This is a genomic window from Lacipirellula parvula, from assembly GCF_009177095.1.
Lineage (GTDB): Bacteria > Planctomycetota > Planctomycetia > Pirellulales > Lacipirellulaceae > Lacipirellula > Lacipirellula parvula.
The window spans coordinates 1,719,051-1,740,664 of record NZ_AP021861.1; the positions used below are offsets into that span (position 1 = coordinate 1,719,051).

19 protein-coding genes are annotated in these 21,614 nt (G+C 61.6%); all 19 read left to right on the forward strand.

Annotation, left to right across the window (positions count from 1 at the left end; translation table 11 throughout):
- Positions 1–88 precede the first annotated feature (88 nt).
- The 19 genes from PLANPX_RS06545 (at position 89) to PLANPX_RS06635 (ending at position 21,605) form a co-directional block, all read left to right on the forward strand.
- On the forward strand, positions 89–1,333 hold the full coding sequence (locus tag PLANPX_RS06545; protein WP_152097958.1) for an LptF/LptG family permease: 1,245 nt from the start codon (positions 89–91) through the stop codon (positions 1,331–1,333).
- 254 nt (positions 1,334–1,587) lie between these two features.
- Complete coding sequence (locus PLANPX_RS06550; protein WP_152097959.1) at positions 1,588–2,022, forward strand: peptidylprolyl isomerase; 435 nt, start codon at positions 1,588–1,590, stop codon at positions 2,020–2,022.
- 236 nt (positions 2,023–2,258) lie between these two features.
- Positions 2,259–3,392 carry a GNAT family N-acetyltransferase gene (locus PLANPX_RS06555; RefSeq protein WP_152097960.1) on the forward strand — a complete coding sequence of 378 codons (1,134 nt, stop codon included), beginning with the start codon at positions 2,259–2,261 and terminating at the stop codon, positions 3,390–3,392.
- A 157-nt stretch (positions 3,393–3,549) separates the two neighbouring features.
- Positions 3,550–4,686 (forward strand): GNAT family N-acetyltransferase, encoded by a 1,137-nt coding sequence (locus tag PLANPX_RS06560; RefSeq protein ID WP_152097961.1) that lies wholly within the window; start codon positions 3,550–3,552, stop codon positions 4,684–4,686.
- Between the two features lie 111 nt (positions 4,687–4,797).
- Positions 4,798–6,087, forward strand: coding sequence for a 3-keto-disaccharide hydrolase (locus PLANPX_RS06565; protein WP_152097962.1), 1,290 nt, complete (start codon positions 4,798–4,800; stop codon positions 6,085–6,087).
- A gap of 239 nt (positions 6,088–6,326) precedes the next feature.
- The gene (locus tag PLANPX_RS06570; RefSeq protein WP_152097963.1) at positions 6,327–6,704 is read left to right on the forward strand and encodes an NADH-quinone oxidoreductase subunit A; all 378 of its coding nucleotides are present in this window, start codon (positions 6,327–6,329) and stop codon (positions 6,702–6,704) included.
- On the forward strand, positions 6,695–7,294 hold the full coding sequence (locus PLANPX_RS06575; RefSeq protein WP_172991911.1) for an NADH-quinone oxidoreductase subunit B: 600 nt from the start codon (positions 6,695–6,697) through the stop codon (positions 7,292–7,294). Before PLANPX_RS06570 ends, PLANPX_RS06575 begins: the two co-directional genes overlap by 10 nt.
- Before the next feature lie 159 nt (positions 7,295–7,453).
- The gene (locus tag PLANPX_RS06580) at positions 7,454–7,942 is read left to right on the forward strand and encodes an NADH-quinone oxidoreductase subunit C (RefSeq protein WP_152097965.1); all 489 of its coding nucleotides are present in this window, start codon (positions 7,454–7,456) and stop codon (positions 7,940–7,942) included.
- A gap of 143 nt (positions 7,943–8,085) precedes the next feature.
- Positions 8,086–9,306 (forward strand): NADH dehydrogenase (quinone) subunit D, encoded by a 1,221-nt coding sequence (gene nuoD / locus PLANPX_RS06585; RefSeq protein WP_152097966.1) that lies wholly within the window; start codon positions 8,086–8,088, stop codon positions 9,304–9,306.
- 22 nt (positions 9,307–9,328) lie between these two features.
- The gene (locus tag PLANPX_RS06590) at positions 9,329–9,802 is read left to right on the forward strand and encodes an NAD(P)H-dependent oxidoreductase subunit E (RefSeq protein ID WP_172991912.1); all 474 of its coding nucleotides are present in this window, start codon (positions 9,329–9,331) and stop codon (positions 9,800–9,802) included.
- Between the two features lie 132 nt (positions 9,803–9,934).
- Positions 9,935–11,272, forward strand: a complete 1,338-nt coding sequence (nuoF, locus tag PLANPX_RS06595; RefSeq protein WP_152097968.1) for an NADH-quinone oxidoreductase subunit NuoF — start codon at positions 9,935–9,937, stop codon at positions 11,270–11,272.
- Between the two features lie 91 nt (positions 11,273–11,363).
- Positions 11,364–13,043: a molybdopterin-dependent oxidoreductase gene (locus PLANPX_RS06600; RefSeq protein WP_152097969.1), complete on the forward strand. Its 1,680-nt coding sequence runs from the start codon at positions 11,364–11,366 to the stop codon at positions 13,041–13,043.
- Positions 13,044–13,145: 102 nt separating this feature from the next.
- Positions 13,146–14,330, forward strand: coding sequence for an NADH-quinone oxidoreductase subunit NuoH (nuoH, locus tag PLANPX_RS06605; protein WP_152097970.1), 1,185 nt, complete (start codon positions 13,146–13,148; stop codon positions 14,328–14,330).
- Between the two features lie 50 nt (positions 14,331–14,380).
- A complete protein-coding gene (locus tag PLANPX_RS06610) occupies positions 14,381–15,064 on the forward strand; it encodes a NuoI/complex I 23 kDa subunit family protein (protein ID WP_152097971.1) in 684 nt (227 codons plus the stop codon).
- Positions 15,065–15,069: 5 nt separating this feature from the next.
- The gene (locus PLANPX_RS06615) at positions 15,070–15,804 is read left to right on the forward strand and encodes an NADH-quinone oxidoreductase subunit J (RefSeq protein ID WP_152097972.1); all 735 of its coding nucleotides are present in this window, start codon (positions 15,070–15,072) and stop codon (positions 15,802–15,804) included.
- Positions 15,801–16,292 (forward strand): NADH-quinone oxidoreductase subunit NuoK, encoded by a 492-nt coding sequence (gene nuoK / locus PLANPX_RS06620; protein ID WP_152097973.1) that lies wholly within the window; start codon positions 15,801–15,803, stop codon positions 16,290–16,292. The genes PLANPX_RS06615 and nuoK overlap by 4 nt, the downstream gene beginning before the upstream one ends.
- Positions 16,293–16,399: 107 nt before the next feature.
- Positions 16,400–18,382, forward strand: coding sequence for an NADH-quinone oxidoreductase subunit L (nuoL, locus tag PLANPX_RS06625; RefSeq protein ID WP_152097974.1), 1,983 nt, complete (start codon positions 16,400–16,402; stop codon positions 18,380–18,382).
- Positions 18,383–18,441: 59 nt separating this feature from the next.
- Complete coding sequence (locus tag PLANPX_RS06630) at positions 18,442–20,097, forward strand: complex I subunit 4 family protein (RefSeq protein ID WP_152097975.1); 1,656 nt, start codon at positions 18,442–18,444, stop codon at positions 20,095–20,097.
- A 5-nt stretch (positions 20,098–20,102) separates the two neighbouring features.
- Positions 20,103–21,605 carry an NADH-quinone oxidoreductase subunit N gene (locus PLANPX_RS06635; protein ID WP_152097976.1) on the forward strand — a complete coding sequence of 501 codons (1,503 nt, stop codon included), beginning with the start codon at positions 20,103–20,105 and terminating at the stop codon, positions 21,603–21,605.
- The last annotated feature ends 9 nt before the right edge of the window (positions 21,606–21,614 follow it).

The following is a 21,614-nucleotide window of genomic DNA, read 5'->3' on the forward strand; positions in this document are numbered from 1 at the left end:
TATTGTCTCCGACGCCGCAGTCAATGCAAGCATTTTCCCGCATTCCTTTGCGCCTCTGCGCCTTTGCGAGAGATCGATTAGCAGAAGAATGCCTCACGCGAAGGCGCAAAGGAATAGGGGCAAACTGGCCGAGCTTGACGCTAGCAGCCCGATTGAACTACTCTCCGCGGCTTCTACCCCCGCAGTTTCCGGCGTGCTGGCGATGTTTATCCTCAATCGATACCTGCTCCGGCAATTCGTGCAGGTCTTCGCCATCTGTTTTTTGAGCCTCACCGGCCTCTACATCGTTATCGATGCGTTCGGGCACCTCGACCACTTCTCGTCGTATGCCGAGAAGGGGGGCAGCCTGTTCGGCATCATGACCAAGTACTATGCCTACCGCACGCTCTCGTTTTTTGACGGGACGAGCGGCATCCTGGCGATGATCTCGGCGATGTTCACCGTCACCTGGTTGCAGCGGCATCAGGAACTGACGGCGATCATGGCGGCCGGCATTTCGAAGATGCGAATCATGAAGCCGATTTTGTTAGCCGCGGTGACTGTCAGCTTGCTTGGCGTGGCGAACCGCGAACTGGTGATTCCACGCGTCCGCGACGAACTGACCCGCGATACCAAAGATCTCGGCGGCGATGCGGCCCGCGATTTGGAGCCGCGCTTCGATCGCAACGGCATCCTTATCGGCGGCGAGAAGATCGTGATGGCCGAGCGGAAGATCGTGAAGCCGGCGTTCGTGTTGCCGGCGGAGTTGGCGAAAAATGGCCAGCAACTCGTGGCGGCCGAAGCGTTTTACACAGATCCAGTGGACAATCGGCCGGCAGGGTTTGTGCTGACCGGCGTCACGGCGCCGTCCCGCGTCGATCGCATGGCGTCGGTGATGGTGGAGGATCAGCCGGTGATCGTCACGCCGCAAGATGCGTCGTGGCTTGGTGCGGACCAACTGTTCGTCGTCAGCGATTTGCCATTCCCGCTGCTCGCGAGCGGTTCGAACTGGCGGAAGTACGCGTCGATCGGCGAACTCATTCACGAACTGAACGACCCGGGAGCCGACCTCGGCTCCGACGTGCGGGTGACGGTTCACACGCGGATCGTGCAACCGCTCATGGATGGCACGCTGTTGATGCTTGGGTTGCCGCTGATGTTATCGAGGAGCAATCGCAACATCTTTCTGTCGATTGGCATCTGCATGGGCGTGGCGACGGCGTTCACGCTGATCGCGTTGGCATGCCAGTCCTTGGGATCAGTGAATATGCTGCGGCCGTCGCTGGCGGCGTGGCTGCCGCTGCTGATCTTCGTGCCGGTGGCGGCGGCGATGAGCCAGACGCTGCGGACGTAGCGGGCGGACAGGCAGGCATTTCCGGACTCTAGCCTCGGGCTCCGCCCGGGGGTGGCGTTGCGTAGCAGGGCGCGTTGCGAGATGGCGGCCGACCCCCCGGGCGGAGCCCGTGGCGAGTTGGGCGAGGGTTGAGCATTGCTCCTGGGGCCGATAGGCTGGAGCGTCTCGTTTTCCAAGCATGCTGCACGAGATAATCCCGGCAGCAACGATAACCCTCGGACAACAACCCTCGCACAACCGACTCTGGAGCTGCTATGAAAGTCGCCACGATGACCACGAACAAGGGCGTCATTCGCCTCGAATTGTTCGCCGACAAGACCCCGAAGACCGTTGAGAACTTCGAGAAGCTCGCGAAGAAGGGCTTTTACGACGGGCTGAAGTTTCATCGCGTCATTGAAGACTTCATGATTCAAGGGGGTTGCCCCGAAGGAACCGGCACCGGCGGTCCTGGCTACAAGTTCGGCGACGAGTTCGTGGCGGACCTGAAGCACTCGGGCCCTGGCATTCTGTCGATGGCCAATGCCGGCCCGAACACCAACGGCTCGCAGTTCTTCATCACGCACGTGGCGACCCCGTGGCTCGACGGCAAGCACACCGTGTTCGGCAAGGTGCTTGATAAGGGGCAAGACGTCGTCAACAAGATCAAGCAAGGTGATAAGATTGAGACGTTGGTGATCTCGGAAGAGTAAGACAACTCGTCCGTTTAATAAGCTTGGGAAGAGGCTCGCTTTGGCGGGCCTCTTTTCGTTTTGTTTGAAGACCGCAGGGATGAACCCCGCGGCTCGCGGGGGAACGACGCGCGCGGGAGTGCTTGGTGCTGTTGTGACGGATGTAGCGATGGGGCGGTTACGGGAATGTAATCTGAGCGGCGAGCTATCTTTTCAGCTGATAAAGGATTCGCACCACGCCGAGCCGCTCCGCTGACATGCTTCACGTTCGCGAAATCAACCAACTTGCCGAGTTAGCGACGCTCCGAGAGACCTGGAATCGCCTCCTGCAGGCGACTCCGCGGTACTCGTTCTTCCAGACGCTCGAATGGCTTGAAGCGGCGTGGAGCCACTATCCGCAGCAGCGGCTGCGGGCGGTGATCGTGGAACGCGACGGCGAGACGATTGGCATCGTGCCGTTTTGCGTGCGGACCGAACGGCGCCGCGTCGGCTCGGTCGAGGTGCTCACCTACCCGCTCGATGATTGGTCGACGTTTTACGGCCCGATCAGTGCGGAACCGCAAGTGGCGATCCGTGCGGCCTTGCGTCACGTGATGGAGACGCCGCGCGACTGGGATCTCATCGATCTCCGCTATATCGATCAGGCGGCCCCCGAATACATGACGATTGGCGAGACGCTGCGCGGCGCCGGGGCGCGGCTGTTCGTCCGTCCGCGGATGGAAGTCCGCTTTTGCAGCATGGCGGGCGGTTGGGACGCGTACGTCGAATCGCGGTCGCGCAACTGGCGGCGGCAGATGCGCCGCGACGTCGAGGTGCTCGAAAAGCATGGCGCCGTTGAACTTGTGCGGTATCGCCCCGCTCCGGGCGGAACGGGGCGTGACGCGCGGACCGCAGAGGTTTACGAGATTTGCGAACAGATCGCCGCGCACAGTTGGCAAGCGGATGCCGAGTCGCAAAGCACGCTGTCGTCGCCGCGGGTGCGCGACCTGTTGTTTGAAATTCACTGCCGAGCGGCGGCGCTAGGGATGCTCGATACGAACATCCTCACCGTCGGCGGCCGGCCGGTGGCGTTCAACTACAACTACGTCGCCGCAGGGCGAACTTACGGCTTGCGGGCCGGGTTCGATCCGACGGCGGAGATGGAACACTGCGGCCGGATTCTGCTCTTCAAGATGCTGGAAGACTCGTTTGCCCGCGGCGACGAAGAGTACAGCTTTGGCCCGGGGCGGCAGGTGTATAAAGACCGGTTCGCCACCGAGATGCGGCAGGCGTATACGTTCCGCGCCTATTCGGCGGCGACGTTGAAGTCGCGGCTGATGAAATGGCGGGAGCAGATTGCGGACAGCCTTTACTCAGAGCGAGAGTTGAACGAGATGGGGCTCGTCGACTGAGCAAGGCGAGGGTGGTAGCGGCTTCTGCTGAGTGAGCTAGCGTCGGGCTACAGATGGGCGTGGGGGATTCGCCCCCATGGTCGCGCAGCGCGTCGGGCTAGGTTTTTGTGCCGATTCTGTGGCATGAACACCAAGCCCTTCTCTGCTCCGCGCCGCCATGCTGACCACCACTGAGCTGAACGACATCGACGAACTTGACGCCATCCGTCCCACGTGGCGTCGTCTTTGGTCGCAAACGCATCGAGCCAGTTTCTTTCAGACGCTCGAGTGGCTCGAAACGACTTGGAAGCACTACCCCGACTTGCAGAAACTGCGGGTGATTGTCGTCGAACGCGACGGCGTTCCGGCTGGCATCGTACCGTTCTGCGTCCGCGCCGAACGCCGTAAGGTCGGCATGTTGCGGATGTTGACTTATCCCCTCAACGATTGGGGGACGTTTTACGGACCGATTGGTCCCGATCCGGCGACGGCGTTTCGCGCGGCGATTCGTCGCGTGCAATCGACGCAGCGCGACTGGGATCTGATTGATCTCTGCTGGGTGGACGAAGCGGCGCCGGAGTTTCTGGCCGTTGGGCAGGCGATGCGTGACGTGCGGTTGCCGTTTTTTAGTCGGCCGCGGATGGAAGTGCGGATCTGTCGCATGGAAGGGACTTGGGAAGAATTCGTTGCGAAGAAATCGCACAACTGGCGGCGGCAGATGCGCCGCGACTTGCAGCAGCTTGAGCAGTTGGGCGAAGTGCGGCTGTTGCGCGGGCGACCAGAGCCAGGCGGGCAGGGGACGGAGGCTGCGCACTTCGAGCTTTACGACCTGTGCGAGCAGGTCGCCCGCAAAAGCTGGCAGGCCGACGCCGAGTCGCAAAGCACGCTCTGCTCGCCGCTCGTGCGGAAGGTGCTGCTGCCGTTGCACCGGCATGCGGCGGCGCTCGGAATGCTCGACGTGGCGGTGCTGATGGTTGGCGGTCGGCCGGCGGCCTTCTTCTATAACTATGTCGCTGGCGGGAACGTCTACGGCCTGCGAATGGGCTACGACCCGGCGGAAGAACTCGCCGGAGCGGGCAAAATCTTGCTCCACAAGATGATCGAGGACTCGTTCCGGCGGGGCGATCGGGAATATTCCTTCGGTCCGGGGCGACAACCTTACAAAGATCGGTTCGCCACTGAGATGCGGCATGCCTACACTTTTCGCCATTATTCGCGCGGCTCGTTGCGCTCACAGATGATGCAATTGCGCGAGCGGGTCTACGCGAGGCTGATGACGCCCCAGCAGATCATCGAGCGGGAGCTCGTGACCTGATCCGGAGCGGGGAGCGGGTCGCCAGGAGACTTGCGAGTTGGGTATATTGAGGCGACCCAGCTGGCGGCCTCAGCCAGCGCCACTCGACGACTCCCCGGAGAGACTCCCGCGATGGTTGCCCGCCTTACCGCCTGCCTGGCGGTTCTGTTGATGTTCGCCACTGTGGTCCGTGCGGCCGAGAACGTGCCGCCGAAGGGATTTGTGGCGCTGTTCGACGGCAAGGATCTCAAAGGTTGGAAGGGTGGCTCGACGGCCGACCCGAAGAAGATCACGCCCGAGCAACAAGCCACTTGGGACGCCGACGTGCCGAAGCATTGGAGCGTCGATGATGGCGAGTTAGTGAGCGACGGTCACGGTCCGCATTTGGTCACCGATAAGAACTACGGCAACTTTGAGTTGTGGGTTGACTGGAAGCTCTCGCCGAAGGGCGACAGCGGCATCTACCTGCGCGACACGCCGCAGGTGCAACTGTGGGATCCGACCAATGAGGAAGCCCATCAGCATGGTTCTGACAAGGGCTCGGGCGGTCTGTGGAACAACCAAAAGGCCGAACGTTGGCCGAGCGAAGTCGCCGACAAGCCGATCGGCGAATGGAACCGCATGTACGTCCGCATGGTGGGCGACAAGGTCACCGTCGTGCTGAACGACAAGAAGGTTGTCGACAACGTTGTGCTGGAGAACTACTTCGACCGTGCGTTGCCGGTGATCCCGGAGGGGACGATCCAGCTGCAGACGCATGGCAGCGAAACGCGATTCAAGAACGTCTTTGTGCGTGAGATTCCCGCGGACGAAGCGGCGAAGTTGCTGTCGGACATCGGCGGCGGCGAAGAGGGCTTCGTCGAGCTGTTCAACGGGAAGGACCTCGCGGGCTGGATTGGCGCGACGAAGGACTACGAGGTCGTCGACGGGGCCATTCAGGCCAAGAAAGGGGCGGGCGGCAACCTGCTGACCGAGAAGGAGTACGACAACTTCGTGGTGCGGCTGGAGTTCAAGCTGCCGCCGGGCGGAAACAATGGCCTCGCGATTCGCTCGCCGGGCCCTGAGAAGAACCCGGCGTACGACGCGATCGAGCTCCAGGTGCTCGACGATTCGCCGGAGCACTATCCCGATCTGCACGATTACCAAGCTCACGGAAGCGCCTACGGGCTAGTCCCCGCTACCAGGGGGTATCTCAAGCCGGTCGGCGAGTGGAACTACCAGGAAACGGTCGTCGATGGCGACAAGATCGTGACCACCCTGAATGGCCACAAGATTCTCGACGCCAATCTGACCGAGGCCCTCAAGAAGCCGGCCGATGGGCTGGAGCATCCGGGGGCGACGCGCCCCAAGGGGCACTTCGGGTTTGCGGGGCACAGCGACCCCGTGGCGTTCCGCAACGTGCGGATTAAGGAATTGAAATAGTTCCGCGCCGCGGGGCAACGGCCCGCCGGAGCGGTAACTTGAAGGGCTTGGAGCCTCTTTTCCCGTTGCTCCGGCGGGTCGTTGACCCGCGGCTCCGTCTTGAAATTGCGCGAAGCCGATACTCGGGACGCGGCTTGTGGCAGTTTGGGAGTTCCGTCTAGAATACGCCCTTCCGCTTCCGATAGCGTTCGGCGAATTGGATGCTCCGAACGACCAGCGCACGAAATCCCACCAAGATCATGCCCGAATTTCCCCCGCTGTTTGTCTTCGCCGTGATTCTAGTCGGCTTTGTGGCGACGAATCTGGCGCTGACGCATCTGATCGGCCCGAGGAAGAAGACTCCGGTTAAGGATATGCCCTACGAGTCGGGCATGGATCCGATCGGGGATGCGCGGCAACCGTTTAACGTACGGTTCTGCTTGGTCGCGATTCTGTACCTCGTCTTCGATATTGAACTGCTGTTCCTCTATCCGTGGGCGGTCAGCGCGTTCAGCGATGACGGCGGAATCCCGGTGGAACTCCGCGGTACCGTGTTTGGAATCATGCTGGCCTTCATCGCCACGCTTGTGATCGCTTACATCTATGCGTGGCGGAAGGGAGTGTTCAAGTGGCGGTAGGAATTCCTGATAACGTCTTTGTGACGAAGCTCGACGCGGCCGCAAACTGGGCCCGTACCAACAGCCTGTGGCCGATGCCGTTCGCGACGGCCTGCTGCGGCATCGAGCTGATGGCGACCGCTTCGTCGCGGCACGACTTGGCCCGCTTCGGCGCCGAAGTGATGCGGTTCACGCCGCGGCAGTGCGATCTGTTGATCGTCGCCGGTCGCGTCGTGATGAAGATGCTCCCCGTGCTGCAGCGGATCTGGATGCAGATGCCGGAGCCGAAGTGGTGCATTTCGATGGGTGCCTGTGCCTGCACGGGCGGCGTGTTCGACACCTACGCCGTGGTGCAGGGGGTCGATCGCTTCATCCCGGTCGACATGTACGTCCCCGGTTGCCCGCCGCGGCCCGAGCAGTTGATCGCCGCGATCATGGAGATGCAAACCAAGATCAAGGAAACCGGCACGTTCAACGGCCGCGAGTTCGCTCAACGCACCTCGCCGACCGGCCCGCTGCCGTTCGAGGTCGATGAACTCCGCCGCCGTCGCGAAATGACGCCGGTGCCGGGCCTCGAGATTTACGGTCAGCACCCGCTGACGCCCCGGTAGGTATTAAGTTGAGTGCAGTAGCCCTAAGACGCGGGAATGACTGAATGACGAAATCCGAATGACGAATAAAGGAAGCGAATTTCATTCGTCATTCGTCATTCGTCATTCTGCCTTCGTCATTTGCCTCGCATTGTGGTTCAAATCAAAAGAAACCAGTCCATGCCCAGCCTCGCAGAGATTCAAGCTAAGTTCGGCGCCGAGATCGATGAGTCGTCGTTTCGCGACAATCGTCGGATTGTCGTGCCGTCGGCGAAGATCTACGAGATTCTGTCGTGGCTGAAGGATGGCGGGTTCAACATGCTGGTCGACGTCACTGCCGTCGACTACCTGGAATACCCGGAAGCGACCGATCGGTTTCACGTCATTTATTCACTGCTGAACATGGACAGCGGCGAACGGCTGATCGTGAAGACGCCGCTTAACTTGCCGGAGCTGGAATTGCCGACGGTGACCACCCTCTGGATGGGCGCCGACTGGATGGAACGAGAAGTGTACGACATGTACGGGATTGTCTTCGCGGGACATCCCGACTTGCGTCGCATTTTGATGCCGGATGAATTTACCGCGTACCCGCTGCGGAAGGACTATCCGCGGAAGGGGTTTGGAGAGCGGCATAATTTCCCGGTGATCACGCGAGCAGAGAGCTAGACGTAGGTCGGGCTTTCAACCCGACAGGCTTGCTGAGTTGGTTTGAAGAACGGTCGGGCTGACATGCAGTTCGGCCGCCACGTGACGCCGTCAGGCTAAAAGCCTGACCTACAGAATCAGGCTGAAGGCCTGACCTACAAAACATGCCCCTCGCTGTATCAGACGCCGCTGAAATCGATTCCGTCGACCAGGAATACCTGTGGACGCTGAACTTCGGCCCACAGCACCCCGCGACGCACACGACGCTGCGCCTGGTGCTGACGCTCGACGGCGAAAAGGTCGTCAAGGCGGTCCCGCACATCGGCTATCTGCATAGCGGGTTCGAGAAGCTGGGCGAAGATCTCGACTTCAATCAGTACGTCACAATCGTCGACCGGATGAACTATCTGTCGCCGATGGCCAACGAAATTTCGTGGCATCACACGGTCGAAAAGCTGCTGGGGATCGAGCTGACCCCGCGCTGCAAGTATCTCCGCACGATCTTGGCCGAACTGATGCGGCTGCATGATCATTTGCTTTCGTGCGGCGCCCAGGCCCTCGATCTCGGGGCGTTCACGGCGTTTCTTTACGCCTTTACGCAACGCGAGAAGATTTACGACATCGCGGAATACGCTTCTGGCCAGCGGTTTCATGCGAGCTTCACCCGCGTCGGCGGCGTGATGTTCGATGTGAACAACGACTGGATCGCGAAGGTCCGCCGCTTTACCGAAGGCTTCAAGCCGGTCCACGCGGAACTGCACCGCCTGCTGACTCGCAATCGTATTTTCGTTGATCGCTGCAAGGGAATCGGCGTTCTGTCGAAGGAAGACGCGATCAACCTGAGCGTCACTGGCCCGCTGGCCCGTGCGAGCGGCGTCGTGCGGGATCTTCGCAAGGACGAACCGTACCTCGCCTACGCCGACCTCGATTTCAAGGTCGTCTGCGCTAATGGCGGCGACGTCTACTCCCGTTATCTCGTCCGCATGGCCGAGATGATGGAGAGCATCAAGATCATCGAGCAGGCGATCGAGAACATTCCCGCCGGTCCGGTGAACGTCGACGCGGTGACCGACATGGTGCTGCCGACGAAGCCGGCCGTTTACCGGAGCATCGAAGGGCTGATTCAGCACTTCGAGGTCCTGATGCCGAACCGCGGTTTCCCCGTGCCGGTGGACGAAGTCTACGGCGCTACGGAAGCCCCGAACGGCGAGCTTGGGTTCTACATCGTCGGCGACGGCACGAATCGCGCGTATCGCGCTCGCACCCGTCCGCCGTCGTACATTCATTTTTCGATTTTCCCCCACCTGATTAAGGGGCACCAGTTGAGCGACGTCGTCGCCGTGCTGGGCAGCCTCAACATCATCGCGGCCGAGTTGGATCGCTAACCAGCGGTTAAGCACTGAAACGATGCCAGTACTATCAGAACAAATTCGCGAGCGGATTCGGGCCGAGTTCCCGAAGTACCCCGATCGACGCGCGGTGACGTTGCCGGCGCTGCACATCGTGCACGACGAGCTACGTCAGGTTTCGCCGGAAGCGATTCGCGAGATCAGCGAACTGCTCGAAATTCATCCGGCCGAGATCCACGACACAATGTCGTTCTACCAGTTCTTCCGCGAGCCCGACCGGCCGCTGGGGAAGCGTCGGGTCTGGGTCTGCCGCAGCATTTCTTGTATGCTCCGAGGCGGCGAGGAACTGCTCGAGGGTCTGTCCCACAAGTGGCATGTCGGTCCTGGCCAAACCTCGGCCGATGGATCGGTGTCGCTCGAATATGCCGAGTGTCTCGGAGCGTGCGAAGGAGCGCCTTGCATCCTCGTCGACGACGAGTGCCACATGAACGTCTCGCAAGAAGACGTGGAGAGGATTGTGGGCAAGCAGTAGCGTTGCGGATCGCCCGCGCGTCGCGCAACCTCAAACGAATTAGTTAGCCGAGGGTTCAGGGTTCAGGGTTCAGGAAATACTGGCCCCTTTATTTCCTGTCCCTCCTGAACCCCGAACCCTGAACCCTCCCCAATGCCTGCTTTCGAACCAGTCCTGTTGGCCCGGATTGCCAAGCCGAACAGCGCGAAGCTGGAAACGTATCGCGCCGACGGCGGCTACGGAGCGCTGAAGAAGGCGCTGTCGATGACGCCGGTCGACGTGACGACGCTCGTGAAGGATTCGGTTCTTCGCGGTCGCGGCGGCGCGGGTTTCCCCGCGGGGTTGAAGTGGACCTTCCTCCCGAAGGATCATCCGGGCCCGATCTACCTCTGCGTCAACGCCGACGAGAGCGAGCCGGGCACCTTCAACAACCGCATCCTGATGGAGCTCGATCCCCATCAGTTGATCGAGGGGATCGCGATCGCCTGCTATGCGATCAAGTCGGAGAAGGCCTACCTCTATCTGCGTTACGAATACGGTCGCAGCTACCGCGTGCTCGATGCGGCGATCAAAGAGTGTTACGCCGCCGGCCTGCTCGGCAAGAACATCATGGGCTCGGGGTTCAACCTCGACATCGTCCTCCACCGTGGGGCGGCCGCTTACATTTGCGGCGAAGAGACCGGGCTGATCGAAAGCCTTGAGGGCAAGCGGGCTTGGCCGCGGATCAAGCCGCCGTTCCCCGCCATCGAAGGTTTGTTCCGCAAGCCGACGATCGTCAACAACGTCGAAACGCTCTGCTGCGTGACGCACATCCTCAATCGCGGTTCGGAGTGGTTCAAGTCGATCGGCGTGCCGCCTGATCCGAACAACCCCCGCGATATGGGCAGCTACGGCCCGAAGCTTTACTGCATCAGCGGCCACGTGAACAAGCCAGGCTGCGTCGAGTTGCCGCTGGGCGTCACCGCTCGCGAGCTGATTGACGAACATGCCGGCGGGGTTTGGAAAGGCCGCAAGGCGAAGGCGGTCGTGCCGGGCGGCATCAGCATGGGTTTCCTCTCGGCCGATGAACTCGACACGCCGCTCGACTTCAACGGTCCGGGCAAGGCGGGGTGCCTTGGTCTCGGCACCGCGGCCGTCGTCGTCGTCGACGATCAGACAAGCATGGTCGACGTGTTGTACAACTGCTGCCGGTTCATGTCGCACGAGTCGTGCGGTCAGTGCACGCCGTGCCGCGAAGGGACCGCGTGGATGACGAAGATCCTCGAGCGGATTCGCGCCGGTCACGGCAAGATGGAAGACCTCGACACGCTGACGGAAGTCGCCGGCTCGATGGGCATCATCCCGGGCACGACGATTTGCGGCCTGTCGGACGGGGCCGCTTGGCCGGTGAAGAACGCGATCAGAAAGTTCCGCGCCGATTTTGAAGAGTATATCAGCAGCGGCCGGCGATCAGTGACGAGTGCTCAAGAACTGATGGCGGGAGCCCACTAATTTCGGTTTTGTTGCGACGACCTCCCGCAGCGAACGATACGAACGAGACACCACCCACGAAGCCTCCCCCGCGACGGGCGAGGAGTTTGTAATGGCCACGGCGATCATCAATAACCAGACGCTCGAGCTCAAGGATGGAGAGCAGCTGAACTGCATCCAGGCGGCGCAGCGGATCGGCTACGAGATTCCTTCTTACTGCTGGCACCCGGCGTTGTCGGTCGTCGCCAGCTGCCGCATGTGCTTGGTCGAAGTGGGCGATACCAAGCCGGACGGCACGGTCGTCATGCAACCGAAGCTCGTCCCCGGCTGTCAGACGCCGGTGAAAGAGGGCACGGTCGTCATCGCCGACAGCGAAAAGGTAAAGGCCGCTCAAAAGGCGACGCTCGAATACCTGCTGCTCAACCACCCGCTCGATTGCCCGACGTGCGATCAGGCGGGCGAGTGCTTCCTGCAGGACTACAGCTATAAGTACGGTCGCGGCTACAGCCGGCTCCAAGAGCCGAAGAACATCAAGCCGGATAAGGACCACATCGGCGAGAACATCACGCTGTTCACTGATCGTTGCATTATGTGCACGCGCTGCGTGCGGTTCACGCGCGAGGTGAGCGGCACGTCGGAACTGCAGGTGGTCTCGCGTGGCTCGGCCGAGACGATCGACACGTTCCCCGGCATTCCGTGTGACAACAAGCTTGCCGGCAACGTGGTCGACCTCTGCCCGGTTGGCGCCCTTTGCAGCAAAGACTTCCTCTACCAGCAGCGTGTTTGGTGGCTGAAGACGACCAAGAGCGTTTGCGCCGGCTGCAGCACTGGTTGCAGCGTCGACGTCGATCAAAACGAAGACCAAGTCTATCGCCTGACGCCGCGGTCGAACCCGCTGGCACAAGGCGACTTCATGTGCGACGAAGGCCGTTTTGGCTGGAAGTACATTCACAGCGACGAACGCCTCACATTCCCGGCTCGTCGCAAGAACGGCGAAATTCGCACCCGCGATTGGGACGACGTCATTCCTTCGCTGCAGAAGGCGCTGGCGAAGGCCGTGGGTCGCGCCCCCGAAAAGTGCGCCGCCGTCTTCTCGCCGTGGATGACGGTTGAAGAAGCTTACATGCTGGCAAGCTACCTCCGCGGTTTGTCGCCGAAGGTGAAGTTGGCTCTTGGCCCGGTGAAGACCGTTGGCGAGGATGACACCTATCCGAAGGACTTCTTTGGCAAGCCGAAGGAGCCGGTGAAGTTCACGATTCGCGCCGAGAAGGCGCCGAACCGTCGCGGCGTGCAAATGGTGCTGAACCACTTCGGCGGCGCGGCGACGACGCTGAGCGATCTCGCCGCCGACGGCGCCGCGGGCAAGCTCGAAGCGATTTACCTCGTGGGCGGCGATCCGACCGGCTGGCTTGAGTCGCAGCAAGCAACGGGCCTAGGCAAGGCGTCGCTGGTAATCGTGCAAGACATTCTTCCTTCGACGATCAGCGAGCGGGCCGACTTCTTGCTCACGGGCGGTTCGTTTGCCGAACGCGATGGCAGCTTTGTGAACTACAAGGGACTGGCCCAGCAAATTGGACGCTCAGTTCGCGGCCCCGATGGGACGCGGCCTGATGGTCGAATCCTATGGGATCTGACCGGTCGCAAGGGGCTGTTCAATGCCGCTGCGGTGCGGAAAGAAATGGCCGAGAAGATTCCGGCGTTCGCCGCGTTCGCGCAAGGCACGCTGGGCGACTGCGGCGTGCTGCTCAACGAGCATGGCGCCCCGGAAGCTCACGTGGTGGCGAAGGCTTAGGTTGGGCTTCGGCCTGACGTGCGGTGCGTTTGAGATTGAAGTGATTGCGGTTGGTTGAGAATCAAAATTAGGTGCAAGTCGGGCTAACAGCTCGACCTACAAATGGACGCCATTCTCGAATACATCCCGAAAGAGCTGATCACCACGCTGGTGACGATCGCGGTCGTCGTCGGCGTGACGCTCGGCGTGATCTCGTACCTCATTCTGCTGGAGCGGAAGCTTTCGGCATGGATGCAGGATCGCCGCGGTCCGAATCGCGTCGGCCCGATGGGGATTTTCCAGCCGCTCGCCGACGGCGCCAAGTTTTTGCTCAAGGAAGAAGTCACTCCGGCGGGCGCCGACAAGGTGCTGTTCTACGCGGCGCCGGGCATCGGCTTCATGACGACGATGCTCGCCTTCTCGGTCGTGCCGTTCGGGCCAGTCGGCGTCGAGGGCATTCCGTGGTTTGTGCGGTTCCTCATCGCTCCGGACGTCAACATTGGCATCGTGTTCATCTTCGCGATCACGAGCCTGTCTGTGTACGGCGTGATCCTCGGCGGCTGGGCTTCGAATAACAAGTACAGCGCCCTCGGTTCGCTGCGGGCGAGTGCTCAGGTCATCAGCTACGAAATCCCGCTCGGCATGTCGATCCTCGGCATCGCCCTGCTCGGCAGCACGCTCGACATCAACACGCTGCTCATGCAGCAAACGGGCAGCTTCTGGGACTGGTACTTCTGGACGCAGCCCTTGGCGTGCCTGATTTTCTTCACCAGTGCCCTGGCCGAAGCGAATCGCCTGCCGTTCGACCTGTCGGAGTGCGAACAAGAACTCGTCGGCGGTTTCCACACGGAATACAGCTCGATGAAGTTCGCCCTGTTCTTCCTCGGCGAATACGCTCACGTGATTCTCACCAGCTTCCTGACGAGCATTTTGTTCTTCGGCGGCTGGCACTTCCCGTGGATCGCCACGCCCGAGTCGGCCTACACCGGCGCCTGGGTCGTCAAGATCGGCGTGCTGCTGTTCAAGGTCGGCATGGTGATCGTCTTCATCATGTTGCTTCGCTGGACGATTCCGCGTTTCCGCTTCGACCAACTGATGAACCTGTCGTGGAAGGCGCTGATTCCGCTGTCGCTCGCCAACATGGTGGCGGTGATGACGGTGCTGCAATTTGGCTGGGACCGTTGGTGGTTGACGCCGATCTCGCTCGGTTTGTTCGCCGTCGCCGGTTTGATCAGCGTCGCGATGAAGCGAGCAGAAATTCGGCATCGCCCCAGCGCGGCGGAGTTGGCGCACCAGTTCGCGACGTAGTTCGCAAGCCGCTATCACTCAATCGACTTAACGCATAGACTGCTGACGCTATGGCTGTTGCAAAAGACGACGTAATGTGGATCGAGGAGCCCGAGATGGGGTTCTGGGAGATGACATTTCTCCCGGCCATTCTCGACGGCCTCAAGACCACGATCCGCCACGTCACCCATTACGATCCGGTCACGCAGCAATATCCGGAAGAGAAGCCGTCGTTGCCGCTGCACTATCGCGGCGTCCACCGGCTCAATCGTGACGAGAAGGGCCGCGTAAAGTGCGTCGCCTGCATGTTGTGCGCGACGGCTTGCCCGGCCGACTGCATCTCGATCGAAGCTTCCGCAGCGCCGCCTGATTGGCCCGATCGCGACAAGTTCCCCGCTACGTTCGTCCTCGACGAACTCCGCTGCATCTACTGCGGCATGTGTGAGGAAGCCTGCCCGGTCGACGCGATCGAGCTGACGCACATTTACGATTTGACCGGCGAGACGCGCGAGTCGATGCGGTTCGACCGCGAGAAGCTGCTCGCTGTGTACGACAAGACGAAAGACGATCCCCGCGATCCGCTCCGTACGCGACGCGGCAAGCTTGGTCCGGCCGCTGACTTCGGCACGTTGCCGACCGTGGCGCCGGCGACTCAAGTCACCGCTGGCGACCGCTCGGCTCAATCGACGGCGCCTGGCACGATCCACACCTACAACAATCCTCGTCCCTTCGACGATCCCGGGGGGGCGACGTAATCACGATGAGTGAATCGGCTGCTCAAAATATATTGTTCGGTTCGCTGGTAGCGGGCGCGATCGGCATGTGGCTCGCTGCGTCTCAGCGCGCGGCGGGGCTGCGGCTGCTCGGCTCGATCCTGGCCTCGGCCGGACTGATCGCCGCAGTGACGACGTTCGGCAATCCTGCCGGCGACCTGACCGACAAGATTCTGTTCTGGATGTTCACCGGCTCGGCGCTGCTGAGCGCCGTGATGATGGTGACGAGCCGTTCGCCCGTGTATGCCGCGCTGTGGTTTGCGTTGGCGACGCTCGGCGCGTGCGGGTTGTTCATGATGCAGTCGGCGCCCTTCCTGGCGGCGGCGACGATCATCGTCTACGCCGGCGCCATCATCGTGACGTTCCTATTCGTCATCATGCTCGCCCAGCAACAGGGACGAGTCTTTTACGACTACCGCTCGCGGACGCCGATCATGTCGATCGTCGCCAGCTGGCTGATGCTCGCCGCGCTCCTCTGGAATTTCCAGGAGTGGCAGAAGAAGGCGCCGGCTGCGGACGGCGGCCCGGCGCTGACGGCCGCGGCGGCTTCGAACCCCTTCAGCGAACCGAAGGAAAACTCGCCGTACGGTTCGCTCCGTTCGCTGGGGCTGTCCCTGTTCGGCGACTATCTGTACGCCGTCGAAATCGCCGGCACGTTGCTCCTCGTGGCAGGCATTGGCGCCATCGCGATCGCGCCGCGGAGGGCTGAAGGAACGCTATGACCGCTGATTCGGGTTGTTATCTGGCGGTCGGGGCCGCGCTGTTTGTTCTAGGCGGCATCGGCTTCGTGACGCGCCGGAACCTCATTCTGATTTTCCTGTCGGTGGAGCTGATGCTGCACGGCGTCTCGCTGACGCTGCTCACCTTCGGTCGGATGCACGACAACCTCGAAGGTCAGTCCTTCACGATTTTCATGCTGACCGTGGCGGCGTGCGAGGCGGCTCTCGGGCTCGCGCTTGTGTTGTCGCTCTATCAGCGGACCAAGTCGCTCGACGTCGACATCTGGAGCAAGCTCAGCGAACCTGACCTGCCGAAGTGGGACAAACGCGACGTGCCGCCGACGATCATTGCGGAACCGCAGACGGCGTATCCTCGCCTGACCGTGGCAGGTGAGACGCCCGATATCGACGACGACTTTCCTGTCGCCCTCGCGAAGACGACCGATCCGCGCAAGGTGCTGACTCCCTCGCCGCCGGATGATGAGTATTAAGAAGGGTGATCGGTGACTGGTGATCGGTGATCGGAAGATTACTAACCACAGAGTCGCCTGTCGCTCGCCCGCCCTTACCGATCACCAGTCCCCGATCACCATACCCCATGTCTCCCGCGACCGAACAACTTGTGCTGTGGCTGATCCCGGGCGCTCCGCTCGTGGCTGCGTTGGTGATCGCCCTGCTAGGCAAGTCGCTACTCCACGAACGGAGCCACTGGCCCTGCTGGCTCGCGCTGGCCACGTCGATGGTCTGCGCGATCTTGCTAGTGACGAAGGTCGTCCCCGGCACATTCGCCGATCACGACGAGAGCGTCGTCGGGGCCATCGCCACTGGATACTCGTGGCTGAAGGTCGGTTCGATCGACGTCCGCATCGACCTGCGGGCCGATGCGATGAGCGCGCTGATGCTGACGATGGTCACGAGCGTCAGCTTCCTGGTGTCGGTGTTCGCCTCAGGCTACATGCACGGCGACAAAGGCTACCCGCGGTTCTTCGGCGCCGTGTCGCTGTTCGTCTTCTCGATGGTGATGCTGGTCCTCTCTGCCAACTACCTGCAGCTGTTTATCTTCTGGGAACTTGTCGGTCTGTGCAGCTACTTGCTGATCGGCTTTTGGTTTCAAAAGCCGAGCGCCGCCGCCGCCGCGAAGAAGGCATTCGTCGTCAATCGCATTGGCGACATGGGGCTGATCCTCGGCATCTTCCTGATCTGGGATACGTTCGGGACGATGGACTTCTCGAAGGTGTTGTTCGACGCCGACGAGTTGTCGCTCATTGCCGGCGACCATCCGACCCGCATGGTGGCGATTTGCTTCTTGCTGTTGATCGGGGCGATGGGAAAATCGGCTCAGTTCCCGCTGCATGTCTGGCTTCCGGACGCGATGGAAGGCCCCACCCCCGTCAGCGCGCTCATTCACGCCGCGACGATGGTCACGGCCGGCGTCTACCTGGTCGCCCGTAGCACGCCGCTGTTCATGTACGCTCCGAGCGCTCAAGTGTTCATTTCCTGCATCGGCGCCACGACGGCGTTGATTGCCGCGTTGATCGCGCTGACGCAAACCGATCTCAAGCGGGTGCTCGCCTACTCGACGGTTAGTCAGCTTGGCTACATGTTCATGGCCCTTGGCGTCGGCGCCGCTGGGGCAGAACTCGCCACGGCCGGCGCCACTGCAGGCATGTTCCATTTGGTGACGCACGGCGTGTTCAAGGCACTGTTGTTCCTCGCTGCCGGTAGCGTGATGCACTCGATGGGCGACGTCATCGACATGCGTCGCTTCAGCGGGCTTCGCAAAGTGATTCCGGTCACTCACTGGACGTTCTTGTGCGGAGCCGCGGCGCTCGCCGGCGTGCCGCTGCTCGCTGGTTTTTGGAGCAAGGACGAAATCCTCGCCGTGCTCCATGAAGCGGGCCATCACAGCGAGAAGTACGGCACGGCGTTCACCGCTGTCTACTGGATCGCGACGATCACCGCGTTGCTCACGGCGTTCTACACGTTCCGCGCGTACTTCATGACGTTCTGGGGCCCTGAGCGGACTCCGCCCGAAGCAGGCCACCACCCGCACGATGCTCCGCCTGCGATGGCGTGGCCACTGCGTATCCTGGCGGTCGGCGCCCTGACCGCGGGCGGCGCGGTAGCGATCACTCATCTGTTCGCTCACTACTTCGAACACACGCCCGGCTTCGCTCACATCGAACAGCACGTCTTCCACATCAACCTGATGGTGCAGAGCGGCATTATCGCGCTGGTCGGCATCGCGGCGGCGTGGTTCATGTACGTGAAGAACCCGATGCTCCCCGCGAAGTTCGCTCAAGGGCTGAACTTTGCCTACGACATCTCATCGCGCAAGTTCTTCCTCGACGAGATCTTCACGGCGATCCTGGTGATGCCGCTGCGGGGGCTCGCCAAACTTTGCTTCCTGTTCGACGTCCATGTGATCGACCGCATCGTCGACGGCGTCGGGGCGTTGCCGCGAATCCTCAGCGCGGCGCCACGGTTGCTGCAGACTGGGTACATTTCGAGCTACGCGTTGATGATGTGGGTCGGCGCCTTGGCCTGCATGGGATATATGCTTGGGCTGTTCGATCGCTAACCGCGATTGCAGTTCGAGTTCACGACATTCACGATTTCATTTCGATTAGCGACGGCTAAATGATCCAACTTCTGTTCATCTTGCTGCTGGTGCCATTGGGAGCGGGGGGGCTGTTGCTCCTGTTCTCGGGCGTTTCTCAGCAACGCTCCGCCCGCTGGATCGCTCTCGGGGGATCGCTGGTCGCGCTCGCCTTGTCGTTGCAGTTGGCCGCCGATTACCGCGCGTTGCAAGCAGAGCAGGGCGCCTCGGCGAGCGACTCGCCGATCAACCCGCGGGTTGAATACCGCCGCGTGTGGGAAATCATCGGCGACACGTCGACGCCCGAAGCTGCCGCCGACGCGATCAAGCTTGAGTTTCACTTCGGTCTCGACGGCGTCAGCGTCGTGATGATCGTGCTGACGACGCTGCTGACCGTGGCGTGCGTCCTCTGCTCTTGGGAAGCGATCAACGAGCGCGAATCTGAGTTCTACGCCGCGCTGCTCATTTTGCAGAGCGGCGTCATCGGCGTGTTCTGCGCGTTCGATGCGGTGCTGTTCTACGTCTTCTTCGAGTTCACGCTCATTCCGCTCTTCTTCATGATTGCGATCTGGGGCGGACCGCAACGTCGTTACGCGGCAGTGAAGTTCTTCCTCTACACGCTGGCCGGCAGCCTCGTGACGCTACTCGGGTTGATCACGCTGATCACCTACGCCGCCAAGGGAGGTCTGACTTCGCCTTGTTCGCTGCCCGAACTTGCGGGTTGGTACAAAGCCCACCCAATGCCGTTCGAGTTGCAGGTGGCGACTTTCCTGGCGCTCTCGGTTGGCTTCCTGATCAAGGTGCCAGTCTTCCCGTTCCACACGTGGTTGCCGCTGGCCCACGTTGAAGCGCCGACCGCGGGCAGCGTGCTGCTGGCCGGCGTGTTGCTGAAGCTCGGCACCTACGGTTTCTTGCGGTTTTGTCTGCCGATGCTGCCCGATGCGTGCCTCACCATCGGCATGCCGGCGGCGGCGATTCTGTCGATCGTCGGCATCGTCTACGGCTCGCTTTGTGCACTCATTCAGCGCGACGTGAAGAAGCTGGTCGCTTACTCCAGCGTGGCCCACTTGGGTTTCTGCATCTTGGGGCTGTTCGCCCTGAACGTGGAAGGCATCACCGGCGGCGTGTTGCAGATGATCAACCACGGTTTGTCGACCGGCGCCTTGTTCCTCATCGTCGGCATGTTCTACGAGCGGTATCACACCCGCATGATGGACGACCTCGGCGGGCTGGCGAATCGGTTGCCGTTAATGGCCGCGATTATGGTGTTCGTTTCGATGGCGAGCGTCGGCCTGCCGGGCCTCAACGGCTTCCCTGGCGAAATGTTGTCGCTGGCCGGCATGTTCAAGCGGAATCCGTACTACGCCGCCGCGGCCGCAACTGGCCTTGTGCTTGGCGCCTGGTATTTGCTGTCGATGTTGCAGTGGGTTTTCTTCGGCCAGCTCAAAGAGCCGGCGGTTCACGATCATGATCATGGCCACCACGCTCCGATTCGCGACATCTCGCTGCGTGAACTGGCGGCGGTGATTCCGCTGGCCGCCGCGTGCTTGTGGATCGGCGTGAAGCCGCAACCGCTGATCGACGTCATTCGGCCCGACGTCGAGGCAGTCGCCAAATTGTATGAAGGACGGACGCCGATCGAGGTCAAAGCCTTGGCAGTCGCCGAAGCACAAAGCCCTGAACGGCAGGAGCAGTAAGAACCATGGCGACCGCCATCGAACAACTCAATAACGGCGTCCACTACCTCGCACCAGAATTGATTCTGGTGATGACGATCTGTGTGATGTTCATCACCGGTCCGTTCTTCGTGACGGAAGGTGGCGTCGCGGCGCCGGGACTTCGTCGCCGTTGGGGAGCCCTGGCACTAGTGGCCATCGGCTGCGCCGGCTTCATGTGGTGGACTTCCGACGCCGCGCGGCCGCTCGATACGGGGCCGTTCCGCGCCGACGCGCTCACTTGGTACGTCCGCGGCCTGACGCTCGCCCTGGGGGCGATCATTTCGATCGTCCTGATCGACCAGATCGACGAGGGGCACTCCGCTGAATCGCAGGCATGCTTGTTGGCGATTCTCGCGGGGGTGAACCTGACGGCGCTAGCCAACGATCTGATCGTACTCTTCCTCGCGCTGGAACTGGTGAGCATCCCCACCTACGTGCTGCTTTACTTGCCGCGACGCGGCGAGGCGAACCAGGAAGCCGCGATCAAGTATATGCTGCTCAGCGTGTTCTCGTCGGCGATCGTGCTGTACGGCATGAGCATGCTGTACGGCGCCGCGGGAACGACGAATCTGGCCGGCATTGCTCAATCGTTCGGCGTCGAAGACCAAGAGAAATCCGCGACGCTGGTGAAGATCGCCGTCGCGTTGCTGATCGCCGGCTTATCGTTTCGCATCGGCGCCGTGCCGTTCCACTTTTACGCTCCGGACGTGTTCCAAGGGATTCCGTCCTCGGCCGCGGCCTTGTTGTCGTTCGTACCGAAGGTCGTTGGCTTCGTCGCCCTGCTGCGGTTGCTGCCGCTTGTGGGCGGTCTGGGCGTTGCGGAAGCGGTTGACGGGCCGTCGGTTCGCGTGCTGCTGGCCGCGCTGGCATTCGTGACGATGACGTTCGGCAACCTGCTCGCCCTGCGGCAAAATAATCTTTACCGCCTGATGGCCTACTCCAGCGTCGCCCACGCCGGCTACATGCTGATCGGTCTCGTGGTCGACGGCGGCGCCAACGACGTTGACGGCGTTGGCGCCCTGCTGTTCTACCTCGCTACCTACGGATTGATTACGATCGGCGTGTTCGCGTTGATCGCCGGCGTCAACAGCGAGAAGACTCCGCTGCGTAACGTCAGCGACCTGAACGGCCTCAGCCGCGTTCACCCGGCCGTCGCCTTGGCGCTGGCCGTCTGCTTGTTCAGCCTCACTGGTTTGCCGCCAACCGTGGGCATGCTCGGCAAGCTGAACCTGTTCCTGGCGAGTTGGGGCGATGGCACCACGCTTGGCCGGTGGTTGGCGATCGTCCTGGCCGCCAATGCGGCGATCTCGGCCTGGTACTATCTGCGGCTCATCGCCGTGATGTTCCTTGAGCCAGTTCCGGCGGGCGAAACCTCGAAGGTGTCGCTGGCCCCGGCGATTGCCGGCTCGGTCTGCTCGCTGGCGAGCATCCTGCTGTTCATCGCTCCGCAGCATCTGTGGGAAGCGGCGGTGAAGTTCGTCCCGTAATGCGGACGC